Origin of the sequence: Halomonas sp. LES1, assembly GCF_031846005.1 — a bacterium.
Taxonomy (GTDB): domain Bacteria; phylum Pseudomonadota; class Gammaproteobacteria; order Pseudomonadales; family Halomonadaceae; genus Halomonas.
Window position 1 is genome coordinate 459,039 of sequence record NZ_JAVRGC010000002.1, and the last position, 25,095, is coordinate 484,133.

The 25,095-nt window shown below is 62.1% G+C and carries 17 protein-coding genes and 4 pseudogenes; 12 read left to right on the top strand and 9 right to left on the bottom strand.

The annotated features are described in order from the left end of the window. Positions 1-185 precede the first annotated feature (185 nt). Positions 186-1,259, bottom strand: coding sequence for a DNA polymerase IV (gene dinB / locus RM463_RS06335; protein ID WP_311429416.1), 1,074 nt, complete (start codon positions 1,257-1,259; stop codon positions 186-188). Further along, positions 1,231-1,878, bottom strand: coding sequence for a transcriptional repressor LexA (gene lexA / locus RM463_RS06340; protein WP_311429417.1), 648 nt, complete (start codon positions 1,876-1,878; stop codon positions 1,231-1,233). Before lexA ends, dinB begins: the two co-directional genes overlap by 29 nt. A 229-nt stretch (positions 1,879-2,107) precedes the next feature. Here lexA and RM463_RS06345 point away from each other — a divergent pair, with 229 nt between their 5' ends. The 3 genes from RM463_RS06345 (at position 2,108) to RM463_RS06355 (ending at position 4,462) form a co-directional block, all read left to right on the top strand. Then, positions 2,108-2,773 (top strand): TetR/AcrR family transcriptional regulator, encoded by a 666-nt coding sequence (locus tag RM463_RS06345; RefSeq protein ID WP_311429418.1) that lies wholly within the window; start codon positions 2,108-2,110, stop codon positions 2,771-2,773. 2 nt (positions 2,774-2,775) lie between these two features. After that, complete coding sequence (gene nagZ / locus RM463_RS06350) at positions 2,776-3,813, top strand: beta-N-acetylhexosaminidase (RefSeq protein WP_311429419.1); 1,038 nt, start codon at positions 2,776-2,778, stop codon at positions 3,811-3,813. Positions 3,814-3,883: 70 nt separating this feature from the next. Beyond that, positions 3,884-4,462, top strand: coding sequence for a hypoxanthine-guanine phosphoribosyltransferase (locus tag RM463_RS06355; protein ID WP_195687645.1), 579 nt, complete (start codon positions 3,884-3,886; stop codon positions 4,460-4,462). Positions 4,463-4,727: 265 nt separating this feature from the next. Here RM463_RS06355 and RM463_RS06360 read toward each other — a convergent pair whose 3' ends face one another. Together RM463_RS06360 and RM463_RS06365 are read right to left on the bottom strand one after the other, a co-directional pair. Continuing rightward, positions 4,728-6,455 (bottom strand): AMP-binding protein, encoded by a 1,728-nt coding sequence (locus RM463_RS06360; RefSeq protein ID WP_311429420.1) that lies wholly within the window; start codon positions 6,453-6,455, stop codon positions 4,728-4,730. Between the two features lie 86 nt (positions 6,456-6,541). Continuing rightward, on the bottom strand, positions 6,542-6,991 hold the full coding sequence (locus RM463_RS06365; RefSeq protein ID WP_311429421.1) for a MerR family DNA-binding transcriptional regulator: 450 nt from the start codon (positions 6,989-6,991) through the stop codon (positions 6,542-6,544). Positions 6,992-7,353: 362 nt separating this feature from the next. Here RM463_RS06365 and RM463_RS06370 point away from each other — a divergent pair, with 362 nt between their 5' ends. From RM463_RS06370 to RM463_RS06395, 6 genes are all read left to right on the top strand, one after another. After that, positions 7,354-8,520, top strand: coding sequence for an acyl-CoA dehydrogenase family protein (locus RM463_RS06370; protein ID WP_311429422.1), 1,167 nt, complete (start codon positions 7,354-7,356; stop codon positions 8,518-8,520). Positions 8,521-8,570: 50 nt separating this feature from the next. Further along, complete coding sequence (locus tag RM463_RS06375; protein ID WP_311429423.1) at positions 8,571-9,725, top strand: enoyl-CoA hydratase/isomerase family protein; 1,155 nt, start codon at positions 8,571-8,573, stop codon at positions 9,723-9,725. Between the two features lie 90 nt (positions 9,726-9,815). Continuing rightward, complete coding sequence (mmsB, locus tag RM463_RS06380; RefSeq protein WP_311429424.1) at positions 9,816-10,712, top strand: 3-hydroxyisobutyrate dehydrogenase; 897 nt, start codon at positions 9,816-9,818, stop codon at positions 10,710-10,712. A 236-nt stretch (positions 10,713-10,948) separates the two neighbouring features. After that, positions 10,949-11,599, top strand: a complete 651-nt coding sequence (locus RM463_RS06385; protein WP_311429425.1) for a tRNA-(ms[2]io[6]A)-hydroxylase — start codon at positions 10,949-10,951, stop codon at positions 11,597-11,599. Between the two features lie 35 nt (positions 11,600-11,634). Next, complete coding sequence (locus tag RM463_RS06390; protein WP_311429426.1) at positions 11,635-15,573, top strand: AAA family ATPase; 3,939 nt, start codon at positions 11,635-11,637, stop codon at positions 15,571-15,573. A 175-nt stretch (positions 15,574-15,748) separates the two neighbouring features. Next, complete coding sequence (locus RM463_RS06395) at positions 15,749-16,915, top strand: nucleotide sugar dehydrogenase (RefSeq protein ID WP_311429427.1); 1,167 nt, start codon at positions 15,749-15,751, stop codon at positions 16,913-16,915. A gap of 116 nt (positions 16,916-17,031) precedes the next feature. On the opposite strand, the gene RM463_RS06400 is transcribed toward RM463_RS06395, so the two are convergent. Next, positions 17,032-17,610, bottom strand: a complete 579-nt coding sequence (locus RM463_RS06400; RefSeq protein ID WP_311429428.1) for an OmpW family outer membrane protein — start codon at positions 17,608-17,610, stop codon at positions 17,032-17,034. Between the two features lie 225 nt (positions 17,611-17,835). After that, positions 17,836-18,627: a 3'(2'),5'-bisphosphate nucleotidase CysQ gene (gene cysQ, locus RM463_RS06405; RefSeq protein ID WP_311429429.1), complete on the bottom strand. Its 792-nt coding sequence runs from the start codon at positions 18,625-18,627 to the stop codon at positions 17,836-17,838. A 756-nt stretch (positions 18,628-19,383) separates the two neighbouring features. Here cysQ and tviB point away from each other — a divergent pair. Next, a complete protein-coding gene (gene tviB / locus RM463_RS06410; protein ID WP_311429430.1) occupies positions 19,384-20,661 on the top strand; it encodes a Vi polysaccharide biosynthesis UDP-N-acetylglucosamine C-6 dehydrogenase TviB in 1,278 nt (425 codons plus the stop codon). 78 nt (positions 20,662-20,739) lie between these two features. Here the strand turns inward: tviB and RM463_RS06415 are convergent. Further along, positions 20,740-21,183 (bottom strand): annotated as a pseudogene (locus RM463_RS06415) (integrase core domain-containing protein); the annotation flags it as partial. 88 nt (positions 21,184-21,271) lie between these two features. On the opposite strand from RM463_RS06415, the pseudogene RM463_RS06420 reads away from it, so the two are divergent. Further along, positions 21,272-22,555, top strand: a pseudogene (locus RM463_RS06420) (IS110 family transposase). A gap of 280 nt (positions 22,556-22,835) precedes the next feature. Here the strand turns inward: RM463_RS06420 and RM463_RS06425 are convergent. Then, a pseudogene (locus RM463_RS06425) lies at positions 22,836-23,998 on the bottom strand (IS3 family transposase). Between the two features lie 57 nt (positions 23,999-24,055). Continuing rightward, positions 24,056-24,505: pseudogene (locus RM463_RS06430) on the bottom strand (IS481 family transposase); the annotation flags it as partial. A gap of 136 nt (positions 24,506-24,641) precedes the next feature. Between RM463_RS06430 and RM463_RS06435 the strand changes: the two are divergent. Continuing rightward, the gene (locus RM463_RS06435) at positions 24,642-25,094 is read left to right on the top strand and encodes a hypothetical protein (RefSeq protein ID WP_311429431.1); all 453 of its coding nucleotides are present in this window, start codon (positions 24,642-24,644) and stop codon (positions 25,092-25,094) included. The last annotated feature ends 1 nt before the right edge of the window (position 25,095 follow it).

Below are 25,095 nucleotides of genomic sequence, written 5' to 3' on the forward strand. Positions count from 1 at the left end.
GAACAAGCCTCTGGCGCGTGGAACAGGGGTGGAAGTCCCCGTTTCAGGTGGCGGCGATTCTACGCGAGACTGTCGACAATGTTAAGAGAAGCCCATGCTGGCGGGCCTTGCACTTTGGTCGGCGGGATGTGGGTTGGGCTACAGGATCCTCCCCTTTTTGGGGTCTGACCCCTAAAGGGGAGGGCTCACAACGGCAGATTGAGCTGGCGCCTCGCATCGGCCTCCACCAGCCGGGTGCCGACGCCGAGCAGGCGCACCGGGCGCTGGCCGCGCCGCCAGGCTTGCTCCAGTAGTCTGGAGTAGTTCTCGGGGGAGGGCGCCAGGCCACGGCTCTCCAGGGTCGTCAGGCTGAAGTCATCGAAGCGCACCTTGATGACGATGCCGGCGAGTGCGGGGTGGCCGTGGCGCGCCAGGCGCTCCTCCAGCTTCTCGCACAGCGGCAACAGTGCCTCCCGGCAGTGGGCGAGGTCGGGCAGGTCGCGGGAGAAGGTGGTCTCCACGCTGACCGACTTGCGCTCGCGCTCGGGCTTGACCGGACGGTCGTCGATGCCGCGGGCCAGTTCGAAGAGGCGCTTGCCGAACTTGCCGAACTCCTCCACCAGCCGCTCGATGGGCAGCTTGCGCAGCTCGGCGCAGGTGTCGATGCCCAGGGCATCCAGGCGAGCGCCGGTGGCCGGGCCCACGCCGTGGAGTTTTTTTACCGACAGCGCGCTGACGAACTCCTCGACCCGGTGTGGAGGAATGACGGTCAGACCATCGGGCTTCTCCCAGTCACTGGCGATCTTGGCCAGGAACTTGCTGGAGGCCGCGCCTACCGAGATGGTGATTCCGGTACGCCTGAGGCTCTCCTGCTTGATCCACTGCGCCATCCAGGTGGCGCTGCCCGAGAAACGCTCCACGCCGGTGACATCGAGAAACGCCTCGTCCAGGGAGAGCGGTTCCACCAGGGGGGTCAGCTCATGGAAGATCGCCTGGATCTGGCGCGAGACCTCGCGATACTTGTCGAAGTCGCCGCGCAGCAGGGTGAGGTGAGGGCAGAGGCGTAGCGCACGGGCCGTGGGCATCGCCGAATGGATGCCGAAGGCCCGTGCCGGGTAGTTGCAGGTGGCGATCACCCCGCGCCGGTCGACGCTCCCGCCGATGGCCAGCGGAATGTCGCGCAGCGCGGGGTTGTCGCGCATCTCCACCGCCGCATAGAAGCAGTCGCAGTCGGCGTGGAGGATCTTGCGCTCAGGAGAGGGATTGACCGTTGCCGCCACGGATCACGCCAACGCCGATGCCTTCGATCTCCAGCGGGTCGTGCCGCAGGTCGACCTTGATGGGCGCGAAATCGGCATTTTCCGCCACCAGGGTCACCTGGTGCCCCTTGCGCTGGAAGCGCTTCACCGTCACCTCATCCTCCAGGCGCGCCACCACGAGCTGGCCATTGCGCACTCGGTCGGTGCGGTGCACCGCCAGCAGGTCGCCCTCGAGGATGCCGATCTCCTTCATCGACAGGCCACGAACTCGCAGCAGGTAGTCGGCCCGGGGCGTGAAATACTCCGGGGGCAGCGGGCAGTAGCGATCGATATGCTCGGCGGCCAGGATCGGGCTGCCCGCCGCCACTTCACCGATGATCGGCAGCTGCCGCGCCGGGGCCTCCTCGGTCTCGGCCTCCGCTTCCTGTGCGGGCAGTCGAATCCCCCGTGAGGTGCCGGAGATCATGCGGATGGCGCCCTTGCGCTCGAGGGCGCGGAGGTGCTCCTCGGCGGCATTGGGCGAACGATAGCCCATCGCTCGGGAGATCTCCGCTCGGGTCGGTGGATAACCGAGCTCCTGCATGGTCTTGACGATAAAGTCGTAGACGTTCTGTTGGCGCTGGGTCAGCGGACGAGCCATGGGAACCTCCTGTGCGAATGGCGCAAGCGTATTGATCAAGTATACAGCATGACGTTCCGTACAGTAATCCGGAGGCGGTCAGCCGTGTTCCTGGCCGACCAGGGCCCCTGAACAACATCTGCATGGACCGTTTTAAACGATGCGTTATCCGAGCGTTGAGCCCAAACTGCCGACTAGCGTAGAATTGCGCTAAATTTCAAACAAATGTTTATAACTGGACGCACCCAGCATGGCACAGAATGATACCGTCACCCGGATCCTCGACACCGCCGAGGTGCTGTTCGCCGAGCGCGGCTTCGCCGAGACATCGCTGCGCACCATTACCAGCAAGGCCAAGGTCAACCTGGCGGCGGTGAACTACCATTTCGGCTCGAAGAAATCGTTGATTCAGGCGGTCTTCGCGCGCTATCTCGACCCCTTTACCGAGCGCTTTCATCGTGCCCTGGACGAGCTCGAGGCGCACTACGGCGACCAGGCCATACCGCTGGAGCGTCTGCTCGAGACCATGGCCAGCAGCGTGCTGGAGGTGCCGGCAGAGCGCAATAGCCTCAAGGTGTTCATGCGTCTGCTCGGACTCGCCTACAGTCAGGCCCAGAGTCACCTGCGCCGCTATATTCAGGAGGAGTATGGCAGCGTCTTTACGCGCTTCACCGTGCTGATTCGCCAGGCCACGCCGGAGCTGCCCGATAGCGAGCGCTTCTGGCGCCTGCACTTCATGCTCGGCTCGGTGATCTTCACCCTCTCGGGCCTGGATGCGCTGCGTGATATCGCCGAGAAGGACTACGCGGAGCATGTCACGGTGCGCGACCTGGTGCGCCGCCTGCGCCCGGTGGTGGTCGCCGCCATGCAGGCGCCGGTGCCGGCGCATCTCTCTTCTGCTTCCCAGGAGGTCTGATCATGTCTCAGACACCCGTGTCACAGACTCATAGACAGCCCTTGGGGCCGGTGATGCTGGATCTGGAGGGCACGCGACTGACGGCCGATGAGGCCGACCTGCTGTGTCGCCCGGAGGTCGGCGGCGTGATCCTGTTCGCCCGCAATGTCGACTCGGCCGGCCAGGTCCGCAAGCTGTGTGACTCGATTCGTCGGCTGCGGCCCAGCCTTCTGATCGGCATCGACCAGGAGGGCGGGCGCGTTCAGCGGATTCGCGAGGGGGTGACGCGGCTGCCCGCCATGCGCCGCCTGGGGCGTGATGCGGATACCCGGCCGGAGGAGACCCGGCGCCTGTGTCAGGACGCCGGCTGGCTGCTGGGCATGGAGATGGCCGCCTGCGGTCTCGATCTTACCTTCGCGCCGGTGCTCGATGTGGATGGTGGCACCTCCACGGTGATCGGCGATCGCAGCTTCTCCTCCTCTCCCGAGGCCGTGACGACGCTGGCCGGCGCCTTTGTCGACGGCCTCCACGAGGCCGGCATGGTGGCGGTGGGCAAGCACTTCCCGGGGCATGGCGGCGTGGCGGCCGACTCCCATCACGAGCTGCCGGTCGATGACCGCCCCCTTGAGGCGTTGCGTGCCCACGATCTGGTGCCTTTCGCGCGGCTGGCCTCGCGGCTCGACGCCGTGATGCCCGCCCATGTCGTCTACTCCGACTTCGACAGCCGTCCCGCGGGCTTCTCGCCGGCCTGGCTCGGCATGCTGCGGGAAAGCCTGGGCTTCCGGGGCGTGATCTTCTCCGACGACCTGAGCATGGCCGGTGCTGCCTCGGCGGGCTCTCCCGCCGAGCGTGCCCGGGCGGCACTCACCGCCGGCTGTGACATGCTGCTGGTCTGCAATGATCGCCAGGCCGCCCTGGAAGTGCTCGATGCCTGCCGTGACCACCGCGCCACCCCGCGCCTCTCGAAGCTCAGTTTCGCGCGGGCACGGCCGGCACTGGAGAGCCTGTCGGCCCTCTCTCGCTGGCGCCGCCTGCATGCCCATCTCGAGGCCATGGGGTAACCATGGCCCACCGGGACAGTCCCCTGTCACGAGGACTGTCCCCGATATCGATTAACCACGAGACTTTCTGATGCCCCGACTCGATCCCGAGACCCATCAATCGCTGACCGATATGCGCGACCTGATGGCCAGCGCCGACTGCCTGATCAGCCAGGAGGAGGTCGAGCGCGCCCTCGACCGCATGGCGGAGGAGATCACCCGTGACTTGGGTGACAAGCTGCCGGTCTTCTACTGCGTGATGAATGGCGGGCTGATTACCACCGGTCATCTGCTGACCCGTCTCGGCTTCCCGCTGGAGGTGGATTACCTGCATGCCACCCGCTACCGCGGCAAGACCCGGGGTGGCGAGCTGTTCTGGAGAGTATCGCCCGAGATTCCCATGGCCGGACGCCATGTGGTGATCGTCGATGATATCCTCGACGAGGGCGCGACCCTGGCCGCCATCCTCGACTACTGCCGCGAGGCGGGGGCGGCCAGCGTCAGCACCGCCGTGCTGGTCGACAAGCAGCACGACCGCAAGGCGGTGCCCGGCCTCAAGGCGGACTACTGCAGCCTGGAGGTGGCCGACCGCTACGTGTACGGCTTCGGCATGGATATCAAGGGCTACTGGCGCAACGCCCCGGGGATCTTCGCGCCGAAGGGGATGTAATCCGGCTTCGCCGGGTTTGGGGGTGTGGTAGGAGGGATTGGACCGCCGAAGCGGCTCCGCATCGCGATTGGCGCCCCAAGGCGCCTCGGCGGTGTTGATGAGCACTCTGGAGCTACTGTGAGGAGGCCTACGGTCTCCAGTCGCGAGGCAGAGCCTCCCTCCTACGGAATGCGCCATACCTCGGTTGTCGTCATCAAAAACCCCGCGGGCCCTTAAGGCCCGCGGGGTTTCCCTTTCTACTTTTTTTCGCTTGGTCGCTTGGCACCTACTTCAAGCCAAGCTCATGCACGGCTTCCTCACGCATCTTGAACTTCTGGATCTTGCCGGTGACGGTCATCGGGAACTCATCGACAAACTTCACGTAGCGCGGCACCTTGTAGTGGGCGATCTTGCCCTTGCAGAAGGCCTTGAGCTCCTCCTCGTTCAGCGCCTCGCCATCGGTCAGCTTGATCCAGGCCATCACCTCCTCGCCATACTTCTCGTCCGGGACGCCGATTACCTGCACATCCGAGACGGCGGGGTGGGTGTAGAGGAAGTCCTCGATCTCGCGCGGATAGATGTTCTCGCCGCCGCGGATGATCATGTCCTTGATGCGCCCGACGATCGCCACATACCCCTCGTCATCCATGGTGGCGAGGTCGCCGGTATGCATCCAGCCCGCCTCATCGATGGCCTTGTCGGTGGCCTCCTGGTTGTTCCAGTAGCCGAGCATCACGCTGTAGCCGCGGGTGCAGAGCTCGCCGGTCTCGCCACGGGGCACCACGGCGCCGGTCTCGGGGCTGACCAGCTTGACCTCCAGGTGGGGGTGAATGGTGCCCACGGTGGTGACGCGCTTCTCCAGCGGGGCGTCGGTCTCGGTCTGCAGGCTCACCGGGCTGGTCTCGGTCATGCCGTAGCAGATGGTGACGTCCTGCATGTTCATGCGATCGATCACCTTGCGCATCACCTCGATGGGGCAGATGGAGCCCGCCATGATGCCGGTACGCAGGTGCGAGAGATCGAAGCTCTCGAAATCCGGGTGCTCCAGCTCGGCGATGAACATGGTCGGCACGCCATAGAGGGTGGTCGCCTTCTCCTCGGAGACCGCACGCAGGGTCTGCTCGGGGTCGAAGCCATCCCCCGGATAGATCATGGTGGCACCATGGGTCATGCAGCCCAGGTTGCCCATCACCATGCCGAAGCAGTGGTAGAGCGGTACCGGGATCACCATGCGGTCCTGGTCGGTGAGCGCGATGGTGCGCGCCACGAAGAAACCGTTGTTGAGGATATTGTGATGGGAGAGGGTGGCACCCTTGGGCGCGCCGGTGGTGCCGGAGGTGTACTGGATATTGATCGGGTCGTCGAACTGCAGGCTGGCCTGCACCTCGGCGAGGTGCTCGGCGGAGACCTCGTCGGCGTGAGCCAGCATCGACTGCCAGCTGAACATGCCGGTCAGGGCGCGGTCGCCATCCAGGCAGATGACGCGCTTGAGCTCCGGAAGCCTGGCGCTCTTGAGGGTGCTCGGTCCTCCGTCGCGCAGCTCTTCATGGAGCTCCGGTGCCAGCTCTTCATGGAGCTCCGGTGCCAGCTCTGCCAGGGTCGCCACATAGTCGGAGCTCTTGAAGACCCCCTGCAGGACCAGCGTCGAGGCGCCGGATTGCTTGAGGGCGTACTCCAGCTCATGGGTGCGATAGCTGGGGTTGATATTGACCAGAATGGCGCCGATCTTGGCCGTGGCGAACTGGGTAATGGTCCACTCGGCACAGTTCGGCGACCAGATGCCCACTCGTTCGCCTTTCTGCACGCCGATGGCGAGCAGGGCGCGGGCGGCCTGATCGACGGCCTCCTGGAGCTCCTTCCAGGTATAGCGAAGCCCCTGGTGACGGCTGATTAGGGCGTCACCGTCGGGGAAGCGAGCGACGGTCTCGTCGAAGCAGTCACCGATGGTCTGGCCCTTGAGCGGGGTATCACTGGTGCCGCTGACATAGCTGATCGAGTTGAGTTGGCGTGTCATGAGCGTGTCTCGCGCTTGTTGCTGAAATTGTTGCTGAAATTGTTGGGCGTCTGGACAGCACGGCCTGGATCCTGGCGACTGCCGGCTCAATCGCTATCGCCGAGGCTCGCCAGCACATCCCGGGCGCGGCGCTCGACATCGTCGAGCTCGAGCTGCATCAGCCGAATATCCTCCAGCTGGCGCTCCAGGTTGCGGCGCTTGTCGGTCAGGATCTCGATAAGGCGTCGCAGTTGGCGCCGGTTCCCGTCGGGCATGGCGTCATACATCATGACCACCTCGCGGATCTCGGCCAGCGAGAAGCCCAGGCGCTTGCCGCGCAGGGTCAGCTTCAGGCGCACGCGATCCTTCTCATCATAGATGCGAGTCTGGCCACGACGCTCGGGGGCCAGTAGCCCTTCCTGCTCATAGAAGCGGATGGTGCGCGTGGTGACCTCGAACATCTTGGCCAGTTCGCCGATGCTGTAGGTGCGTCGCTGGCGTGGCAGCGGCCCGTCCTGTGCAGTGGCGGGAGCCGAGGAGGAGGGTGGTTGAGTCATGTGTGTCTTCCGTTTGTTATTGGCAAGCGGAGCGTGGCTCGCCCGCCTTCAGGCAACACTAGCCGAGGTTTACGTTAACGTAAAGGTCTTGTTAGACCATGGGTTGATATGGGATAAACCAAGCAAGTGCTAGGTTGGTGCCACTAACCCGTAGCGCCAGATATCACGGCCGCGAAGCACGCCACTACAATGTGCATGACAAGTGTTCATGATAACGGTTCATGATATCGAGTGGCCCTGCACCTGCTTGCAGTACTGGCGTATCGCACTTGCCCACTGCACCCGATCAAGGCATCACTTCATAGCTACGTGCATAACTACGTTCATAATTACTTTCATAACAACGAGACGAGGAACCTTCCATGGACTTCTCCTTGACCGATGACCAGAAGGCACTGGCCCAGGCCGCGGCAGACTTCGCCCGGGCCGAGCTCGCCGACCATGCCGCCGAGTGGGACGCCAACGCTCATTTTCCGGTTGACGTGATTCGCCGGGCGGGGGAGGCCGGCTTCCTGGGTATCTATACCCCCGAGGAGCATGGCGGCCTGGGGCTCTCGCGACTGGAGGCCTCGCTGATCTTCGAGCAGCTCGCCCAGGGCTGTGTGGCCACCACCGCCTACCTCACCATCCACAATATGGTGACCTGGATGATCGCCAACTGGGGCGATGATGCCCTGCGCGAGGCCTGGGTGCCCGCCATGGTAGCCGGCGAGGCGCTGGGTTCCTACTGTCTCACCGAGCCCGGTGCCGGCTCGGATGCCGCCAGCCTGCGCACCAAGGCCGTGCGCGAGGGCGACGAGTATGTGCTGAGCGGCTCGAAGATGTTTATCTCCGGGGCCGGTGCCACCGAGGTGCTGGTGGTGATGGCTCGCACCGGGGCGCCGGACAGCGGTGCCGGGGGCGTCTCGGCCATCGTGGTGCCTGCCGATGCCGCCGGTATCGAGTATGGCAAGAACGAGGAGAAGATGGGCTGGAAGAGTCAGCCGACCCGCCTGGTCAGCTTCGACGGCGTCCGGGTGCCGGTCACCAACCGCCTGGGCGCGGAAGGCGAGGGCTTCAAGTTCGCCATGAAGGGCCTCGACGGTGGGCGCCTCAATATCGCCAGCTGCTCACTGGGCGCCGCTCAGCAGGCGCTGGCTCTCTCGCGCGACTACCTGGCCGAGCGCAAGCAGTTCGGGCGTGAGCTCAACCAGTTCCAGGCGCTGCAGTTCAAGCTTGCCGATATGGCCAGCGAGCTCACCGCCGCGCGCCTGATGGTGCGTCACGCCGCCTGGCGCCTGGACAATGGTGACCCCGAGGCCACCGCCCACTGTGCCATGGCCAAGCGTTTCGCCACCGACATGGGGTTCACTGTCTGCAACGAGGCCCTGCAGCTGCATGGCGGTTATGGTTATATCCGCGAGTACCCCCTGGAGCGCCTGGTGCGCGATACCCGCGTTCACCAGATTCTCGAGGGGACCAACGAGATCATGCGTCTGATCGTCGCGCGGCGCCTGCTCGCCGACGGCGTGATCGAATCGCTGCAATAAGCTCGCCCGAACAAAACAACTCGCCTGGATAAAGCCATAAGGAGACCAGGATGACGGATCTTCCCGTGCTCTTCGAGGAGCGGCCCACCGCCGACGGTGGGCGCATCGGCGTCGCCACCCTCAATGCCCCGCGCTCGCTCAACTCGCTGTCACTCGAGATGGCGCGTCAGCTCGATGCCAAGCTCGAGGCCTGGTCGGTGGATCGCAATATCGTCGCGGTATGGATCGAGGGCAGTGGTGAGAAGGCCTTCTGCGCCGGTGGCGACGTGGTCGCGCTCTATCGAGCCCTCAATGAGGAGGGTGACAACCGCGGGTCGGGTCGCGACAGCGAATTGCCAGCGACCTACTTCACCCTGGAGTACCGGCTCGACTACCGCATCCACACCTTTCCCAAGCCGGTGATGGTGTGGGCGGATGGCATCGTCATGGGCGGCGGCCTGGGCCTGACGGCCGGGGCGTCCCATCGCCTCGTCACCGAGACCACGCTGATCGCCATGCCCGAGATCACCATCGGGCTCTATCCGGATATCGGCGCCAGCTGGTTCCTCAACCGCATGCCGCCGGGCGTGGGGGCCTACCTGGGGCTTACCGGCGCCCAGCTCAATGCCCGGGATGCCCTGGATCTCGGCCTGGGAGATCACTTCATCCCCCGTGAGCGCCGCGCGGCGCTGCTCGACGCACTGGGGGAGGCCGACTTTGGCGATCGCGGCGCGAAGGCACGGCGCGCCGCCGTTCAGGCCGTGATCGACCGTTTCGAGGCGCGCGAGCAGGCGCCGGAAGGGCAGGTGTCCCCGCACCAGGACACCATTCAGGCGCTGGTCGGCAATGTCGATGTCGAGACCGCCGTGTCACGCATCCTGGCCGATGACAGCGACGATAAGTGGCTCGCCGCCAACCGCAAGCGTCTGGCCAGTGGCTGCCCGATCAGCGCCCATCTGGTATGGCGCATGCTCGAGCGCCACGCCCACACCAGCCTCGCCGACGCCTTCCGCGATGAGCTGATGCTCTCGGTGCAGTGCGGTCGCCTCGGCGACTTCGTCGAAGGCGTGCGGGCGCTTTTGATCGACAAGGACAAGAATCCCCGGTGGACCTACCGCGACGTCGCCAGCGTCCCCGCCACCTTTATCGACGCCATGTTCGAATCCCCCTGGACCAGCGAGGAGCATCCGCTGCGTGACCTGGGCCATGGCCAGCGGGTGGGGTAGCGAATTGAGCTTCGGGGTCAGACCCCAAGCCATGGGGTCTGACCCCAAATGAGACCCCATATACAACGCAACAATCACAAGGAATTAATTATGAATATCGCCTTTATCGGCCTCGGCAATATGGGCGCCCCCATGGCCAGCAACCTGGTCAAGGCCGGCCATAGCGTCACCGTCTTCGACCTGGTCGAGAGCGCTATGCAGGCGCTGGAGAGCGAGGGTGCCAAGCGCGCCGAGACCGCCGAGGCCGCCGCGAAGGGCGCCGAGGTGATCATCTCCATGCTGCCCGCCGGCGTCCACGTTAGGAGCCTCTACCTGGGGCGTGAGGGTACCCCTGGTCTGTTGGAAAGCCTGGAGAGCAAGCCGCTGATCATCGACGCCTCCACCATCTCGCCGGAGGATGCGCGCGAAGTCGCTGCCGCCGCCAGGGAGCATGGCCTGACCTGGCTCGACGCCCCGGTCTCCGGCGGCGTAGGCGGTGCCAAGGCGGGTGCCCTGACCTTTATCGTCGGCGGCAGCGCCGAAGGCTTCGAACAGGCCAGGCCGGTGCTCGAGGCCATGGGCAAGAACATCTTCCATGCCGGCGAGAGCGGTGCCGGCCAGGTCGCCAAGATCTGCAACAACATGCTGCTCGGTATTCTGATGAGCGGCACCGCCGAGGCCCTGGCGCTGGGGGTCAAGAACGGCATGGACCCGGCCGTGCTCTCCGAGATCATGAAGCAGAGCAGCGGCGGCAATTGGGCACTCAACGTCTACAATCCCTGGCCCGGCGTGATGGAAGGCTCCGCCGCCAGCCGCGACTACCAGGGCGGCTTCCTCACCGATCTGATGGCCAAGGATCTCGGCCTCGCCTGGGAGCTCGCGCTGGGTTCCAAATCCACCGTGCCCATGGGCTCTCAGGCCCGTAACCTTTTCGCCCTGCATAGCGCCCAGGGCAGCGGCAGCCTCGACTTCTCCAGCATCCAGAAGCTTTACCGGGAAGGGGAGTAGCGCCCGAGGCCACCCGTCGTGATGCGCAGAAGAGGCGACGGGCCGATCCCTGCTGCATGCTCATATCAGCGAGGGGGTTCGTCGTAACCTTATGTCGCAAGGGTTGGCGCCGATCTTCCCACCCGTTTTTTCAATTCGATTTTTTCAACCAAGGTCTAACGCCCTCCTATCCGAGGGCGCTTCGCGCTACCATAACGTTTTAACGTTATCTTCACCCGGTGAGACGCGAACCGATCATGTCCGAGACCCTGTCCGAGCCTGCCGCCGTAAAGGCCGATGCCGAGGCGCTGCTGTCCGATGAGCTGCTGACATTCCTTGGCTGCCGCACCCCCGATGCCTGGGTGGCGTGGGCGCTGGAAAACCCCGAGCTGCTGCTGATCGACCACGCCCAGTGCGAGAAGAAGGCGGCCTCCACTGCCATGAGCCTGCTTTACCGCTACGTGGACCAGCCGCTGCTGCTGACCAAGATGAGCCAGCTGGCCCGCGAGGAGCTGCTGCACTTCGAGCAGGTGGTCAAGCTGATGGAGGCCCGCGGCATCGCCTACTGCCATCTGAGTGCCTCGCGCTACGCCGAGGGGTTGCGTCGCCATGTGCGCGCCAATGACCCCGAGCGGCTGGTCGATATCCTGATCATCGGTGCCCTGATCGAGGCGCGCAGCTGCGAGCGCTTCGCGCGGCTGATACCTCACCTCGATGCGGAGCTTGCCAAGTTCTACCGCACTCTGGTTAAGTCAGAGGGTCGCCACTACGAGGACTACCTGATGCTGGCTCGGCACCTGAGCGATGCCCCGATCGAGCCGCGAATTGCCTTCTTCGCCGAGCGCGAAGTCGAGCTGATACAAGAGCCGGATACGGCCTTTCGTTTTCATAGCGGTGTACCGGCCTGATCCCGGCTCACCGTCAAGGACGCAGGAATACCATGATGCGGGATGCTTCCGACGCAGCCGACACCCCTGCCGCGGTGCGGTTGACACTCTTCGGCCACTTCTCGCTCTCTCTCGGCGAGGACACGCTGACCCAGTTCAGCTACGACAAGGTCAAGGCGCTGCTGGTCTACCTGTTGCTGCACCACCAGCCGGTTAGCCGGGCGACCCTGGCCGAATTGCTCTGGCCCGACCAGGGGCTCTCGTCGGGACGCACCAACCTGCGTCATGCGCTGCACTGCTTGCGTCAGTCACTGGGAGAACACGCCGACGAGGTGCTGGTCGTCTCCCGCCAGACCATCGCTTTCCAGCTGCCTTCGCACTGGTCCCTCGACCTGCAGGATATCCAGCAGCTGCTCGAGGGTGAGCGCGAGCTCTCGACACTGGACGCGCTGCTCGAACACTACCAGGGTGACCTGGTGGAGGAGTTGCAGATCAGCCACTGCCCCGAGTTTCAGCGCTGGCTGGTACAGGTGCGCAACGACTGGCGTCAACGCGTGATTCGCTTCACCGAAGCGGGGCTCGAGCGCTTCGATAGCGTGCCCGACACGCTGCTCGAGGCGCTGGTCAATCGTTTCTCGGGCTACGGGCCCTTCCACGAGCGCCTGGTCCGCCAGCTCGCCGAGCAGGGCCAGCTGGCCGCGGCCCATGAGCAGTACAACGCCTACCTGCAGCTGCTGGCGCTATCCGGTCAGCAGCCCGAGGCCGGCTTTCTGCAGCTGGCTCGCTACTGGTCCGACGCCCAGGCCGATGCCAGCGCCGCCGCTGGCCTGGGGTTCTCGCGCACCCTGGCCCCCGACAGCTCGCCGCTGCGGGAAGACGAGATCGAGCAGCGTCAGCTCTCGGTAATGGCCATTCGCCTGCGCCTCAAGGCCGACCTCTCGACCCGCTCCTCCAGTCGCGCCAATCTGATGCTGCAGTCCGAGCTGATGCGCTGGCTGGAGGAGCAGTGTCATCATCTGGGGGGGTTCTGGTTGCCCGGTGCCACCGGCGGGCTGGGGCTGGCCTGTTTCGGTACCCACGGCCCGGCACACCAGCTGGCCGAGCTGGTGGCGCTCTATGAACACTGCCGGCGCATGCTGCCGGAGGAGTCGGCGCGCCACTGGACGGGTGAGGGCGAGCCGCCGCTTATCGAGCTTGCCGCGGGTCTCAACAGCGGCCGGGTGATTTATCTGCCCGAGCGGCGCCTGGTCGACCCGCTGGGACAGGTGACCCAGGGCTCCCTGGAGCTGATGAGCGCCGCCGAGGGCAGCGAGCTGGTGATCTCCCAGGAGGCCAGCCAGCACATGCCGCCGGCCCTCGACCTGCAGCCACGGTTGAGTGCGCGGCTGGTGGCCAGCGATGGCCGGGTGCGCCTGCGGGCTATTGTTCTTGGTGCGAATGAAGGCGGGCGCGAAGCCTTGCCGCCGAGCCTGGTCGGCCGTGAGACCCAGCTGCGCACGCTGCGCGACGCCCTGGCCCGAGCCGGCATCGGCCTGCGCCAGAGCGTGCTGGTGCGCGGTCCCTCGGGAATGGGCAAGTCGGCATTGCTGGTCGGCTTTCGCCAGCTCGAGCAGAGCCGCGACGCCACCATCTGCTGGCAGCCCACCACGCGCCTCTCGATACAGGAGCCCTACGGGGTGGCCCGCAAGCTGCTGCGCTGGCATCTGGGTCATGAACTGGATATTCAGAGCCCGGATACCGAGAGCCTTGATGCGGAGAGCCTGACGGCCCTGTGCCAGCGCCTGTCTCTGCCCGAACCCGACGAGGCGCGCCGCCGGCTGCTCGAGACGGCGCTGGGCGTCCGGGAGGCGAGTGTCGGCACCGAGCTCGCCCAGTGCGGCGAGTCGGTGGAGCTGGTGGTCGGCCTGGTACAGCGGCTGATCGGCCAGATCGCCGCCGAGCGTACCCTGGTACTGATGATCGACGACCTGCAGTGGCTCGACGAGCTCAGCCTCAAGGTGCTGGCGGGCCTGCAGGCGCGCCTGCCCATCAACTGCGCCTTTATGCTGGTGGCCAGCCACCACGGCCGTGAAGGCCTGCCCGCCAAGCTGCACTGGGACCAGCAGGTCAGCCTCGGCAAGCTCGACGCCATGCACGCCTCGCGGCTGCTCTCCCAGCTGGCGCGGCGCTATCGCCTGCATATCAGCCCGCGCCTGCGCGGTCAGATCATCGAGCGCTGCGACGGCGTGCCGCTCTATCTCCAGGAGATCGTGCGCCGAGTCGACATGGACCGCCGCGAGGGGCGCAGCGTGCAGCTCGACGAGCTGCCCCACGGCCTGCTCGGCCTGCTGGCCAGCCGCATCGACCAGCTCGATGGCGACCGGGAGGTGGCGCATATCGCCGCGGTGCTGGGGCGCCGCTTCCGCTACGACTTCCTGGCAGAGTGTAGCGAGCTCGACGGCCAGCGCCTGACCCGGGCCCTGGAGCAGATGCGGCATCTGGAGATCATCGAGCCCGCCGAGGGTGACGATACCGGTCGCGAGTTCCAGTTTACCCATCAGCTGCTGCAGGAGGCCGCTTATCTCTCCTGTCCTCGGGATGTGCGCACCGCCATCCACCGTCAGGTGGTCGAGCTGATCGAGGAGCGCTTCCCGATATGGATCAGCCGCCACCCGGGCGACTTCGCCACCCATCTGCGGCGCAGCGGCCACTATGCCCGCGGCGCCCGCTACTACGAGCTGGCGGCCCGCGAGGCGCTCAAGGTCAGTGCCAACCGTACCGCCCTGAAGATGGCCGACCTCGGCCTGGTCAGCCTGCGTCAGGTGGAGGGGCAGACCGAGCGCGAGATCAGCCTGCTGACGGTACGCGGCCAGGCCGCCTTCGCCCTGGAGGGGCACGGCTCGCCCACCGCCCACGAGAGCTTCGTGCGTGCTCGGGAGCTGATCAAGGCGCTGTCCGAGGAGGGCGAGAGCGTCGACCTGGAGCAGGCCTTCCTGGTCAAGTGGGGGCTGTGGGTGGGGTGCAGTCAGCGCCACGCCCATGCCGACGCCTTCCGCCTGGCCGCCACCCTGGCCGACCTCGCCCGCAAGATCGGCGATCCACGCTATGCACGCCTCGCCGAGTACGCTCAGGCCAGCTGCGAATACTGGGCGGGACGCATCCCGCTCGCCTACGACCATCTCGACGAGATCAATCCGCTCGAGTCCGAGATGATGATCGAGTGGCTACCGTTCTCCGATCACCCTCAGGTGGCGGCGGCCTGCTTCCAGGGCTGGGCGCTCTGTCTGCGCGGCGACTACCGGCGCGCCGAGGCCCAGGTGGAGTCGGCGATTCGTCTCGCCGAACGCATCGGTCATCCCGGCAGCCTGGCCATGGCACTGATGTATGCCGCCAATCTCTATCGGCAGCTGGGCCATGTGCATCTGGCCGCCGATCGTGCCGAACGGACCCACAAGCTGACCGGAACCTCCGACCTGCAGCTATGGCAGATGGCGTCGAGAAGCGTGCTTGGCTGGCAGCGCGCCATCGCCGGTGATCGTGATGGCCTGGCCCAGGTCGACGCCACCCTCGAGGAACTCACCGAACTGACCGGACGAGACCACTACGCGCGCCCCTCGTTATGGTACGTCGACGCCTGCATGGCCCTGGGGGAGTATGCCCGTGTCGAGGAGTATCTCGACCAGGCCCTGGTGCTCGCTCGCGAACGCTCCACGCTGTTCGTGCCTGAGCTCGCCGTACAACTGGCCCGGGCACGTCACCGCCTCGGTCATCCGCGTGAGGAGATTGTTGCGCTGCTCGAGCTGGCCCTGAGCGATGCCCGCAAGGATGGCAACCTGCATCTGCAGATCACCGCCCTGGAGGCCTGGCTGAGCCTGGTCGACTCCGGCGATATCAATGCGCGGCAGGAGTTCCGCCGCCTGCTCGCCGAGATCAGCTACAGCGATGCCCCCATCCTCACCCGCTGGCATAGCCTGCTTGACCGCACCCAGCCCCGCGCCGTGGATACCGCCTTGTAGTCCTTTGTTGTAGGAGGGATCGGTCCGCCGCCTCGGCTTTGCCTCGCGACGGGAGGTAGGGGTTCATTGTGGGTGGCCGGCTCTGCCGGACGAATGGAGGCCAAAGGCCTCTCCGGTTGGGCGTCACCCTGCGATGAATCAATCAATGACGTAACGAGCATCGAAAGGAATCACCATGAAAATTGCCATCGCCGGCACCGGCTACGTCGGCCTCTCCAACGCCATGCTGCTGGCCCAGCACAACGACGTGGTCGCGCTGGATATAGTCCCGGAGAAGGTCGAGTCCCTTAATGCCGGTATCTCGCCCATCGAGGATGCCGAGATCAGCGAGTTTCTCGCCAATCGCGCGCTCTCCTTCACGGCTACGCTCGACAAGGAAGCCGCCTACCGCGAGGCGGACTTTGTCCTGATCGCCACGCCCACCGACTACGACCCGCGCACCAACCACTTCGACACCTCGAGCGTCGAGGCGGTGATCCAGGATGTGCGCGATATCAACCCCGCCGCGGTGATGGTGATCAAGTCCACCGTGCCGGTGGGCTTTACCGCCGACGCCTGCCGCCGCCACGGTACCGAGAACCTGCTCTTCTCGCCGGAGTTTCTGCGTGAGGGCAGGGCGCTCTACGACAACCTCCACCCCTCGCGAATCATCGTGGGGGAGCGCTCCGCCCGCGCCGAGGCATTTGCCGGGCTGCTGACCCAGGGCGCGGTGAAGGAGGAGATTCCGGTGCTGTTTACCAACAGCACCGAGGCCGAGGCGATCAAGCTGTTCGCCAATACCTTCCTCGCCATGCGGGTGGCCTACTTCAACGAGCTGGACACCTACGCCGAGACCCTTGGCCTGGATACCCGCCAGATCATCGAAGGGGTGGGGCTCGACCCGCGCATCGGTAGCCACTACAACAACCCGAGCTTCGGCTACGGCGGCTACTGTCTGCCCAAGGACACCAAGCAGTTGCTGGCCAACTATGAAAACGTCCCCAGCAACATGATCAAGGCGGTGGTGGATGCCAACCGCACCCGTAAGGACTTTATCGCCGAGCAGGTGCTGGCGCGCCGGCCAAGCGTGGTGGGGGTCTACCGGCTGATCATGAAATCCGGTTCCGACAACTTCCGCGCCAGCGCCATGCAGGGGGTGATGAAGCGCCTCAAGGCCAAGGGCATCGAGGTGATCGTCTATGAGCCGGTGCTCGAGGAGGAGGCCTTCTATGGCTCTCGGGTGCTTCGCGACCTCGACGCCTTCAAGGCAGAGGCCGATGTGATCCTCAGTAACCGTATGGCAGATGAGCTGGCCGATGTGGCCGAGAAGGTCTATACGCGAGATCTATTTGGCAGCGACTGAGCCTACTGAGAGGTCAGACCCTGAGGCCTCCCACGAATAGAATACGGAAATCAGCACATACAAAAACGCCGGGCCCTGGAAGGGGCCCGGCGCTGTCTGCCTGAGGCGAGCGCCGCTTAGAAGCGGTAAGTGACACCCGCGCCGACGGAGACCGGGTCGAGGCGCACGTCGTCGACGGTCTGGCCGGCCTGCTCGAACTCGGCGTCTACCTCGGTGTAGCGGGCGAAACCGGTGGCACTGAGGTTCTTGGTGATGGTCAGGTCAACGCCCAGCTGACCGGCAAAGCCGTAGCTGTCGTCGACGTCCATGCCGGCGCCGCTCACGCTGGAGAAGCGGGTGTAGTTCATGCCAGCGCCGATGAACGGCTGTACGCGGGCTGCTTCCACCCCACCCAGCGGGTAGTACTGCAGCATCAGGTTGGCCGGCATGCGGTCGAGGGTGCCGCTCTGGCCGCTCGCGAGGCTGTAGTCGTGCTCGACGTCCTCGCCGAGGCCGAGCTCCACCCCTAGCTTGTCGTGGAAGAGGTAGCCACCGGCCAGGCCGAAGGCGTTTTCCTTGGAGAGCTCGTCGCCATTGGTGTCGGACTTCTCGAACTCGCCGCGGACATACACATCTCCCGCCTGGTAGGCCATGGCCTGACCGGCAACCAGAGACAGTGACAGGGTAGCAGCAGCGATGACAGGGGATAAGCGCATGGTGTTCTCTCCTTCTCGTGTTCTACATCATCCAAGATGCAACACCCATACTATATGATAAGGAAACAGTGTTTTCAAACTGTTCCTGACGTATGGTCGCAGCAGACGGCAAGGAACTCCCAGTCCCTCTGGCCTCTTATGGTCAGCCTCCAGTGCTACGCCGAGCTCTCTGGCGTGTGCAGGAATATGCAGCCTAACTAGCCGGTCGGCGTCGCGCGTGCCTGCTCAGTCGCCGTGGCCCCAGACGATAAAGTGGGGATTCAGCTTCTCGCCGGGCGTGGCGTAGCCGAGCGGCTTGCCTTCCAGAGTCACTACCCGTCCGCTGGCCTGCTCGACCACCGCCTGAGCGGCGCCGGTGTCCCATAGACAGGTGGGGCCAAGACGCGGATAGACATCTGCGGCACCTTCGGCGACCAGGCAGAGCTTAAGCGAACTGCCCATCGGCACCATAGTGTGGCTGCCCAGTGTTTCCAGCCATTCGGCCAGATCGGGACTCGGATGGGAGCGGCTGCCCACCACGCGCCAGCTCGTGCCCTCCGCGGGCCTGCCGGCAACGCGAATGGCGTGTCGCTGATTATCCTTGCCGTCACCCCATTCCACCTTGAAGGCGCCCACGCCCTGGGCGGCGAGGTAAGAGACCTCCAGTGTCGGGGCAACGACCACGCCCAGCACCGGCCGGTCATTCTCGATCAGCGCGATATTGACGGTGAACTCGCCATTGCGCTTGATAAACTCCTTGGTGCCATCCAACGGATCGACCAGCCAGTAGCGGCCGTTGGCATCGGCGCCGGCGAAGCCTTCGGTATCCTCCTCGGAGAGTACGGGTATACTCTCGGGAAGTGCGTTCAACCCCGCCACGATCACCTCGTGGGCCGCCTTGTCCGCCTCGGTTAGCGGGCTCTTATCCGCCTTCTCCTCGATGACGAACTCGCGGGAGTAGATGGCTATGATGGCATCGCTGGCCGTGAGGGCGAGGCGCTCGACGGCGTCGAGCAATTCGGAAAGGTGCAATGACATAAGGATCTCGCTGGTTGATGGGCTGCAGGAGAGGCCGGTCCGACGTTTCGGCTTTGCATCGTGACTGGTGCCAAAGGAGCTGGGAGCAGTACGGTGGGCATGGTCCGCTTTCTTATCATCTCAAGGCTTGAGGACGCAGGAAATCCTGACATGGCACAACCTTGCTTTTTCAAGCGCTGAGCCCGATAGCAGCCAAAGCAGCACAAGATCATGGCTCTGCATCGAACGGTAACAACAACCCTCGCCTTTGGTTGGCACGTGGGCGGCAAGGCGCCGCCAAGGGCTCTCTTGCCAGAATGAGGCAAGGTTGCCGCCTTGGGGCCTCTAAAACCGTACCCTATCGCTTCTCGGCGTGGAGCCGAAAGACGAAGTTGCGTAGAATATTGCGCCATCAATGACGATCGTCCTGGGCCAGATGCACGACGATGTCTTCGTTTTTGAAGGGCATGGGAAGGGCCCGGTGGAAATCCCGGGGCGGCAGCGTGCCTGAAGAAAATTCACGATATTGGACAGGGAAAACGCATGAAACGACGAAGAACCCAGAAAATCTTGCTAGGGTCCGGCATTTCGCGCCGAACTACTTGAAAGGGGAGAGGTCTTTCAAGGGCGAAATCCGGCGAAAACAGAAGAAAGCCGCGCTGGATTGGACGCATCTTGCTGACATCCTTGCAGTCTGAATCTTTTATGCGTTTTCCCTGATAAGTGACTGTAGAATAGTCTGTTCATTAGGTCACATAGTAATTATAGGTATCAATAATGCTGAAACTTGAAGATGTGAAGCTTGGTGTTATCGGGCTCGGCTATGTAGGTTTGCCTTTGGCCGTTGAATTCGGAAAATTGTTGCCGACGGTCGGCTATGATATCAATGAAAAAAGAATTCATGATCTTAATGATGGCATTGATCATACTTTAGAGGTTGAATCAGAGCTTATGAAATCTGCCAGTAAGCTAAGTTTCTCTTGTGACCTTGATGCCCTAAAAAACTGTAATACCTATATCGTGACGGTCCCGACCCCTATCGATAGTAGTGCAAGGCCAGACTTGACGCCCCTCATCAGAGCAAGTGAGGCTCTGGGCAAGATCATAAGCAAAGGTGATGTTGTTATTTATGAGTCCACTGTATACCCTGGCGCTACTGAAGAAGATTGCATTCCGATAATTGAGAAGGTTTCTGGGTTGACTTTCAATCAGGACTTCTTTGCAGGATATAGCCCCGAGCGTATAAATCCGGGTGATAAGGAGCACCGTGTCACGACAATTATGAAAGTTACTTCTGGATCTACGCCAGAAGCTGCAGACTTTGTGGATACGCTATACAAAAGGGTGATTGTCGCGGGAACACACAAGGCGAGTTCGATCAAGGTTGCCGAAGCCGCAAAGGTGATAGAGAACACTCAACGTGATCTTAATATCGCTCTTATGAATGAGTTGTCAATAATATTTAATCGCATTGGGGTAGATACTGAAGAAGTTCTAAAAGCCGCTGGTACTAAATGGAATTTTTTGCCATTTCGTCCTGGCCTTGTGGGCGGTCACTGTATCGGGGTAGACCCCTATTATTTAACGCATAAAGCTGAGCAGATTGGCTATCACCCCCAAGTCATCCTCGCCGGACGAAGAGTTAATGATGGCATGGGGTCGTACGTTGCTGGGCAACTGGTCAAGAAAATGATCAAGGAGAGAATCCACGTAGAGGGGGCGCGGGTTCTGATCTTGGGACTGACCTTCAAGGAAAACTGTCCAGATCTACGCAACACTAAAGTGGTCGATATTATCAGAGAGCTCTCTGATTTTAATGTAGAGGTGGACGTATTTGACCCGCATGCTATCCAAGGCGAAGCAGAGCGCGAGTATGGTGTTAGTCTCGTCGATATGCCAACTGAAGAAACGTACGAAGCGATCGTGCTGGCGGTAGCACACGATAAGTTTCGTGAAATGGGCATCAATAAGATTCGTCGTTGGGGCAAGCCTGTGAGCATCCTTTATGATTTGAAGTGTGTTTTCGAAAAGTTTGAGGTGGAACTCCGTTTGTAAAGTTTGAGGTGCCGAGGAGTTGTTGTTTTAGTTTCGATTCTAGGGTTTTCCGGTTTTATCTTGGTTAAATATGAAATATCAAAAACCATTACAAGGCTTACGAGCCTTTGCTGTATTAATTGTCGTGCTTAACCACCTTAGCATCACTGGCTTTTCGGGGGTGTCGGGTCCCGCGTGATTGACAACCCGTTTGGTAAATAGCTCAGGTCGCTTGGCCTGCCACTCCTTCATCGCCGTGATCGGTGACTGATGATGCAGCGCCTTCTGAGGGATGTGGTGATTGTACAGCCAAGCGTAGCGTTTGAGCGTCTGCTCCAGGTCCTCGCCTGAGGCATACCGCCGGGTTGCCAGCACGTCGCATATGCGGCCGTTGAACCGCTCTACCATACCGTTCGTCTGCGGCCTGCTCGGCTTGATCAGGCGATGATCAATACCATGGGCCTGGCACTCCTGGTCGAAGGGGTGGCGGCCGCTGGGCTTGCGTTCACCGGCCCTTGTGAAGCGATCCGTGAAGGACTTGCCGTAGTACCTACGGAACATTCTGGTTAGCGGCAGCCATCGTGGCCTAAGAGATCCTTGTGTGACCCACATCATCACAAGGAGACCGACGATGGCTGCCTCCACTCAGCTTATGCCAGACACCATGTATGTCGCGATCGATATTGCCAAGCGTTACCACGATGTACTTGTTCGCTGGCCCGATGGTCGTGAAAAGGTATTTAAAATGCCCAACACACGCGCTGGGCACGACGCCTTGATTCACTTCTTGCAACAGCAGGACGCCCCTGTGCTGGCCGTGCTGGAGCCCACAGCGGACTTTCATCGGCCTATTGTCTACCGACTGGCTCAGGCAGGGATATCGGTGCACCTCGCCTCATCTTTGACAGGCGCTCGGGTTCGAGAGGCCTTGTATACCTCGTGGGACAAGCATGATCGAAAAGATGCGCGTGTTCTGATGTATCTGCTGACCCAAGGCATGACACATCCCTTTCATGATCCCCTCCGTGAAGGATACTTCGACCTCCAGGAGATCTCGAATACCTACCAGCAGGTCGCTCGGGCCCGAACACGTTGCCAGCATAGCCTGGTCAACCACTACTTGGCGTTGTACTTCCCGGAGATGGAACGCTACTTCAGCACCTCTCGGGCCCACTGGTTCTGTCATTTCCTGCTGGCATTTCCCACACCGGCCAGCATTACTGCATTGAGTCGCAAGGCGTTTGCCGAGGCCGCCTGGGAGAGCGTAGGGCGCAAGGTGGCGAAGCAGCAGTTCCTGGAGGGTATCTATAAAACGGCCCAGGCCAGCATGGGCCTGCCGGTCGCACCGAATTCTCCCGCGGTGCACACTTTCCGGCTTCAGGTGAGGCAGTACCTCTCACTGACCGAGTAACGTCAGGCCTTGGAGGCGATGGCAACGACATGCCTGAGAGATAACAAGGACTTCGCTCGCCTTCAAACGCTTCCCGGCGTGGGGCCAATCATTGCCTTGATGATTTTGGCGGAGAGCGGGGACCTGCGGCGTTTCTCGCACCATCGCCAATACTTGAAGTTTTGTGGTTTCAACCTCGCCGCGTCGCAGAGCGGCAACACGTGTAGTCGTTATCGACTAGCCAAGCGTGGCAATGCTCGTCTGCGCTACGCCTACTGGCTCGCGGCGACAGTCGCCATCCGGATGCGAGAAAACAGCTTTCGCACCAAATTCGACCGCTACATCGGGACAGATCCCTCCAATGGAGACCTTAGGCGGAAAGCGCTAACGGCCGTGGCGGTGAAGATGGCCCGGGTGGCACATGCCCTGATCAAGCATGAGGTCGACTATCGCGGCTATCATGAGTACTACATTCTTGGCGGTGGGACTTCTCTACAAAGCCGTAGGGCCGCAAGGACCCCGTAGATAATGGTTGAGCCCGCCCGCCAGGATGCCATGAGCCTCTGTTAAGCCCTGTCGAGCCGAACACCTTGGTTCGGACTCCTGTCACTATGGTGAGCCACCGATCCGGATATGGCGGGCTGCCAGGAATGATTGGCCTTGCTGATGTCTGAGCTATGCTGACATCGGCAAGGGTCTTTTTTGTCCATGATGCCACGGCAATCGCAGGTAGCCCGTTATCCGTAAGCACCGTCTGGATCGTGAAGGGAGCCTTTGATCTTACCCAGCATTGGTGGACACCGATCTAAGTGATCATTCGGGCTTCGAAGGCCTCCGGGCTGATCATCCCGATAGCACTGTGCCGGTGCTGCCGGTTGTAGTCCAATTCAATGTACTCGAACACCTGTCGTCGCATGGCTTCCCGGGTTGCGAATCGCTCACCGTGAATGGCTTCGACCTTGAGACTGTGAAAGAAGCTCTCGGCGCAGGCATTGTCGTAGCAGTTGCCCTTGGCGCTCATGCTGCACCGGAGATCGTGCCGGATCAGCAACGACTGGTATAGGGACGAGCAATACTGGCTACCGCGATCGCTATGCACGATGACTCCCTTGGGCATCTTGCGGCTCCACAGCGCCATCTGGAGGGCGTCGCCGACCAGGTCAGCGGTCATGCACTCGCTCATCGCCCAGCCAATCACCTTGCGTGAATACAGGTCAATCAGCACCGCCAGGTAGAGCCAGCCTTCTCCTGTTGCCAGGTAAGTGATGTCGCCTACCCATTTCTGGTTCGGTGCCGTAGCGCTGAAGTCCTACTCCAGCAGATTCGGTGCGACTGGCAGGCCATGGCGTGAATTCGTGGTGGCCTTGAATTTGCGAGCGGCTTTTGCCCTCAGGTTCTGCCGACGGAGGCTGACAGCGACGGCATTGCGGCAGATGGCGACGCCAGCATCGTTCAGGTCATGGGTCAGCCTGGGAGCGCCTGAGCGTCCCTTACCCTGATGAAAAGCCTGAGCCACGCGCTGATCGGTGATCGCTTGTCGGCGCCGGCGGGGAGACGGCTCACCTCCCCGTCGTCGCCAGTCGTAGTAGCCGCTGCGGGCGACGCCGAGAAACGCGCACATCTGTTGAATGCTAAAGGCCTGACGATGCTGCTCAATGAAGGCGTACTTCACTTCAGGCTTTTCGCGAAGTACACCGCGGCTTTTTTTGCGATTTCAAGCTCTTCCGACTTCTCGGCCAGCTGACGCTTGAGCCTCGCGTTCTCTTCCGCCAAGGCCTGCTCGCGAGCCGAGGCATTCTGCTGCTGCTGAGCCTTGGATCGCCATTGGTAGAGCTGGCTGGGTTGAAGACCCAGCTCACGAGCGGCGGCACTGGCACCAACACGGTCAGCGAGCGCCAGGGCTTCATCCTTGTAGGCCTGGGAGTAACGGGTACGGGTCTTCTTCATCGACGTTGCTTGCCTTGCCATGGGGCACCTCGTTCAGTGTACTGCCTTAACGGGGTGTCCACTGTTGGTGGGCAAGATCAGGTGCTTGATGTCGATATGTACGTACCCGGGCTCGTAGTCCTTGAAGGGCTTGTGCCGGGGCTTCCCATCATCGCCAGCGTCCTGTCGAGCCAGTTCTGCCAGTGTCGGCACCTCGCGGCGCTGGAGCATGCGGTGCAGGCCTGAGCGGGACAGTCGAGGGTTCAGAAATTCACGTGCCACGACGAGCAGGTCATCCAGGCCGAGGCGCAGGAATTCGCGAGCGGCGATCAGCACCTCCTCCTGCTCGGACGTGAGCGTGGCCAGCAGGTTGTGGCGTGTATGTGGCCGGTCATGGAGATCGTCGTTGTATCGCCAGCGGCGTATGGTTGAGTCGGATACGCCATACTGACGGGCCAACTCGCTATCCGTGATGCTGGAGGGTGCTGCCTGGATCTCGGCACGGATTTTCGGTGTCGTGGTCGCTTGCTTATGCAGCTTGATGTCCATGAACCTGCTCCCGGATGAGTTGCTGTAGAAGCTTTCTGGCTGCCAGCAAAGGGTAACTCCTATAGCTCATTTGATCATCCGGGACCCTGCATCTAGAAGGGTAAGGTGGATAGTACCCGCTTTGATAGTGACGGTCGTGTTTACCTCCTTTACTGGTTTTTTGCTGTTGTCAGAAGAGAGGCTTAGTCACCTAATAGATTCTTCGCTAGCAGTAATATTTAGTGTATCTAATATATATTTTTGGTCGCAGATAGGTTATTTTGATGCTGAGGCTCTTGAAAAGCCACTGTTGCACACATGGTCGCTCGGAGTCGAAGAGAAGTTTTATATTGTTTGGCCTGTTTTTATTGTTATGTTGGCTAAGTTGGGGTCAATAAATAAAATAACTTATGGTATTTTTACTCTATCTCTCTCTTCCTTTTTGTTGAGTATTTATGTATTTGGCTGGGGGGTTCCTGAAGCTTTGTATTCAAGCGATGGATTTAGCGCATCGTTTGAAAATGGATTTTCTACTGCTTTTTACTTTATGCCGTTTAGAATATTTGAGTTTGGTATTGGGGCGATGCTCGGGGCTGCTTATTTTAAATAAC

What these genes read in the sequence shown, in the direction of transcription:
- lexA (WP_311429417.1), bottom strand. Translation starts at nt 1,878, where the DNA reads ATGGCTCGTCCGCTGACCCAGCGCCAACAGAACGTCTACGACTTTATC.
- RM463_RS06345 (WP_311429418.1), top strand. Translation starts at nt 2,108, where the DNA reads ATGGCACAGAATGATACCGTCACCCGGATCCTCGACACCGCCGAGGTG.
- nagZ (WP_311429419.1), top strand. Translation starts at nt 2,776, where the DNA reads ATGTCTCAGACACCCGTGTCACAGACTCATAGACAGCCCTTGGGGCCG.
- RM463_RS06355 (WP_195687645.1), top strand. Translation starts at nt 3,884, where the DNA reads ATGCCCCGACTCGATCCCGAGACCCATCAATCGCTGACCGATATGCGC.
- RM463_RS06360 (WP_311429420.1), bottom strand. Translation starts at nt 6,455, where the DNA reads ATGACACGCCAACTCAACTCGATCAGCTATGTCAGCGGCACCAGTGAT.
- RM463_RS06365 (WP_311429421.1), bottom strand. Translation starts at nt 6,991, where the DNA reads ATGACTCAACCACCCTCCTCCTCGGCTCCCGCCACTGCACAGGACGGG.
- RM463_RS06370 (WP_311429422.1), top strand. Translation starts at nt 7,354, where the DNA reads ATGGACTTCTCCTTGACCGATGACCAGAAGGCACTGGCCCAGGCCGCG.
- RM463_RS06375 (WP_311429423.1), top strand. Translation starts at nt 8,571, where the DNA reads ATGACGGATCTTCCCGTGCTCTTCGAGGAGCGGCCCACCGCCGACGGT.
- mmsB (WP_311429424.1), top strand. Translation starts at nt 9,816, where the DNA reads ATGAATATCGCCTTTATCGGCCTCGGCAATATGGGCGCCCCCATGGCC.
- RM463_RS06385 (WP_311429425.1), top strand. Translation starts at nt 10,949, where the DNA reads ATGTCCGAGACCCTGTCCGAGCCTGCCGCCGTAAAGGCCGATGCCGAG.
- RM463_RS06390 (WP_311429426.1), top strand. Translation starts at nt 11,635, where the DNA reads ATGCGGGATGCTTCCGACGCAGCCGACACCCCTGCCGCGGTGCGGTTG.
- RM463_RS06395 (WP_311429427.1), top strand. Translation starts at nt 15,749, where the DNA reads ATGAAAATTGCCATCGCCGGCACCGGCTACGTCGGCCTCTCCAACGCC.
- RM463_RS06400 (WP_311429428.1), bottom strand. Translation starts at nt 17,610, where the DNA reads ATGCGCTTATCCCCTGTCATCGCTGCTGCTACCCTGTCACTGTCTCTG.
- cysQ (WP_311429429.1), bottom strand. Translation starts at nt 18,627, where the DNA reads ATGTCATTGCACCTTTCCGAATTGCTCGACGCCGTCGAGCGCCTCGCC.
- tviB (WP_311429430.1), top strand. Translation starts at nt 19,384, where the DNA reads ATGCTGAAACTTGAAGATGTGAAGCTTGGTGTTATCGGGCTCGGCTAT.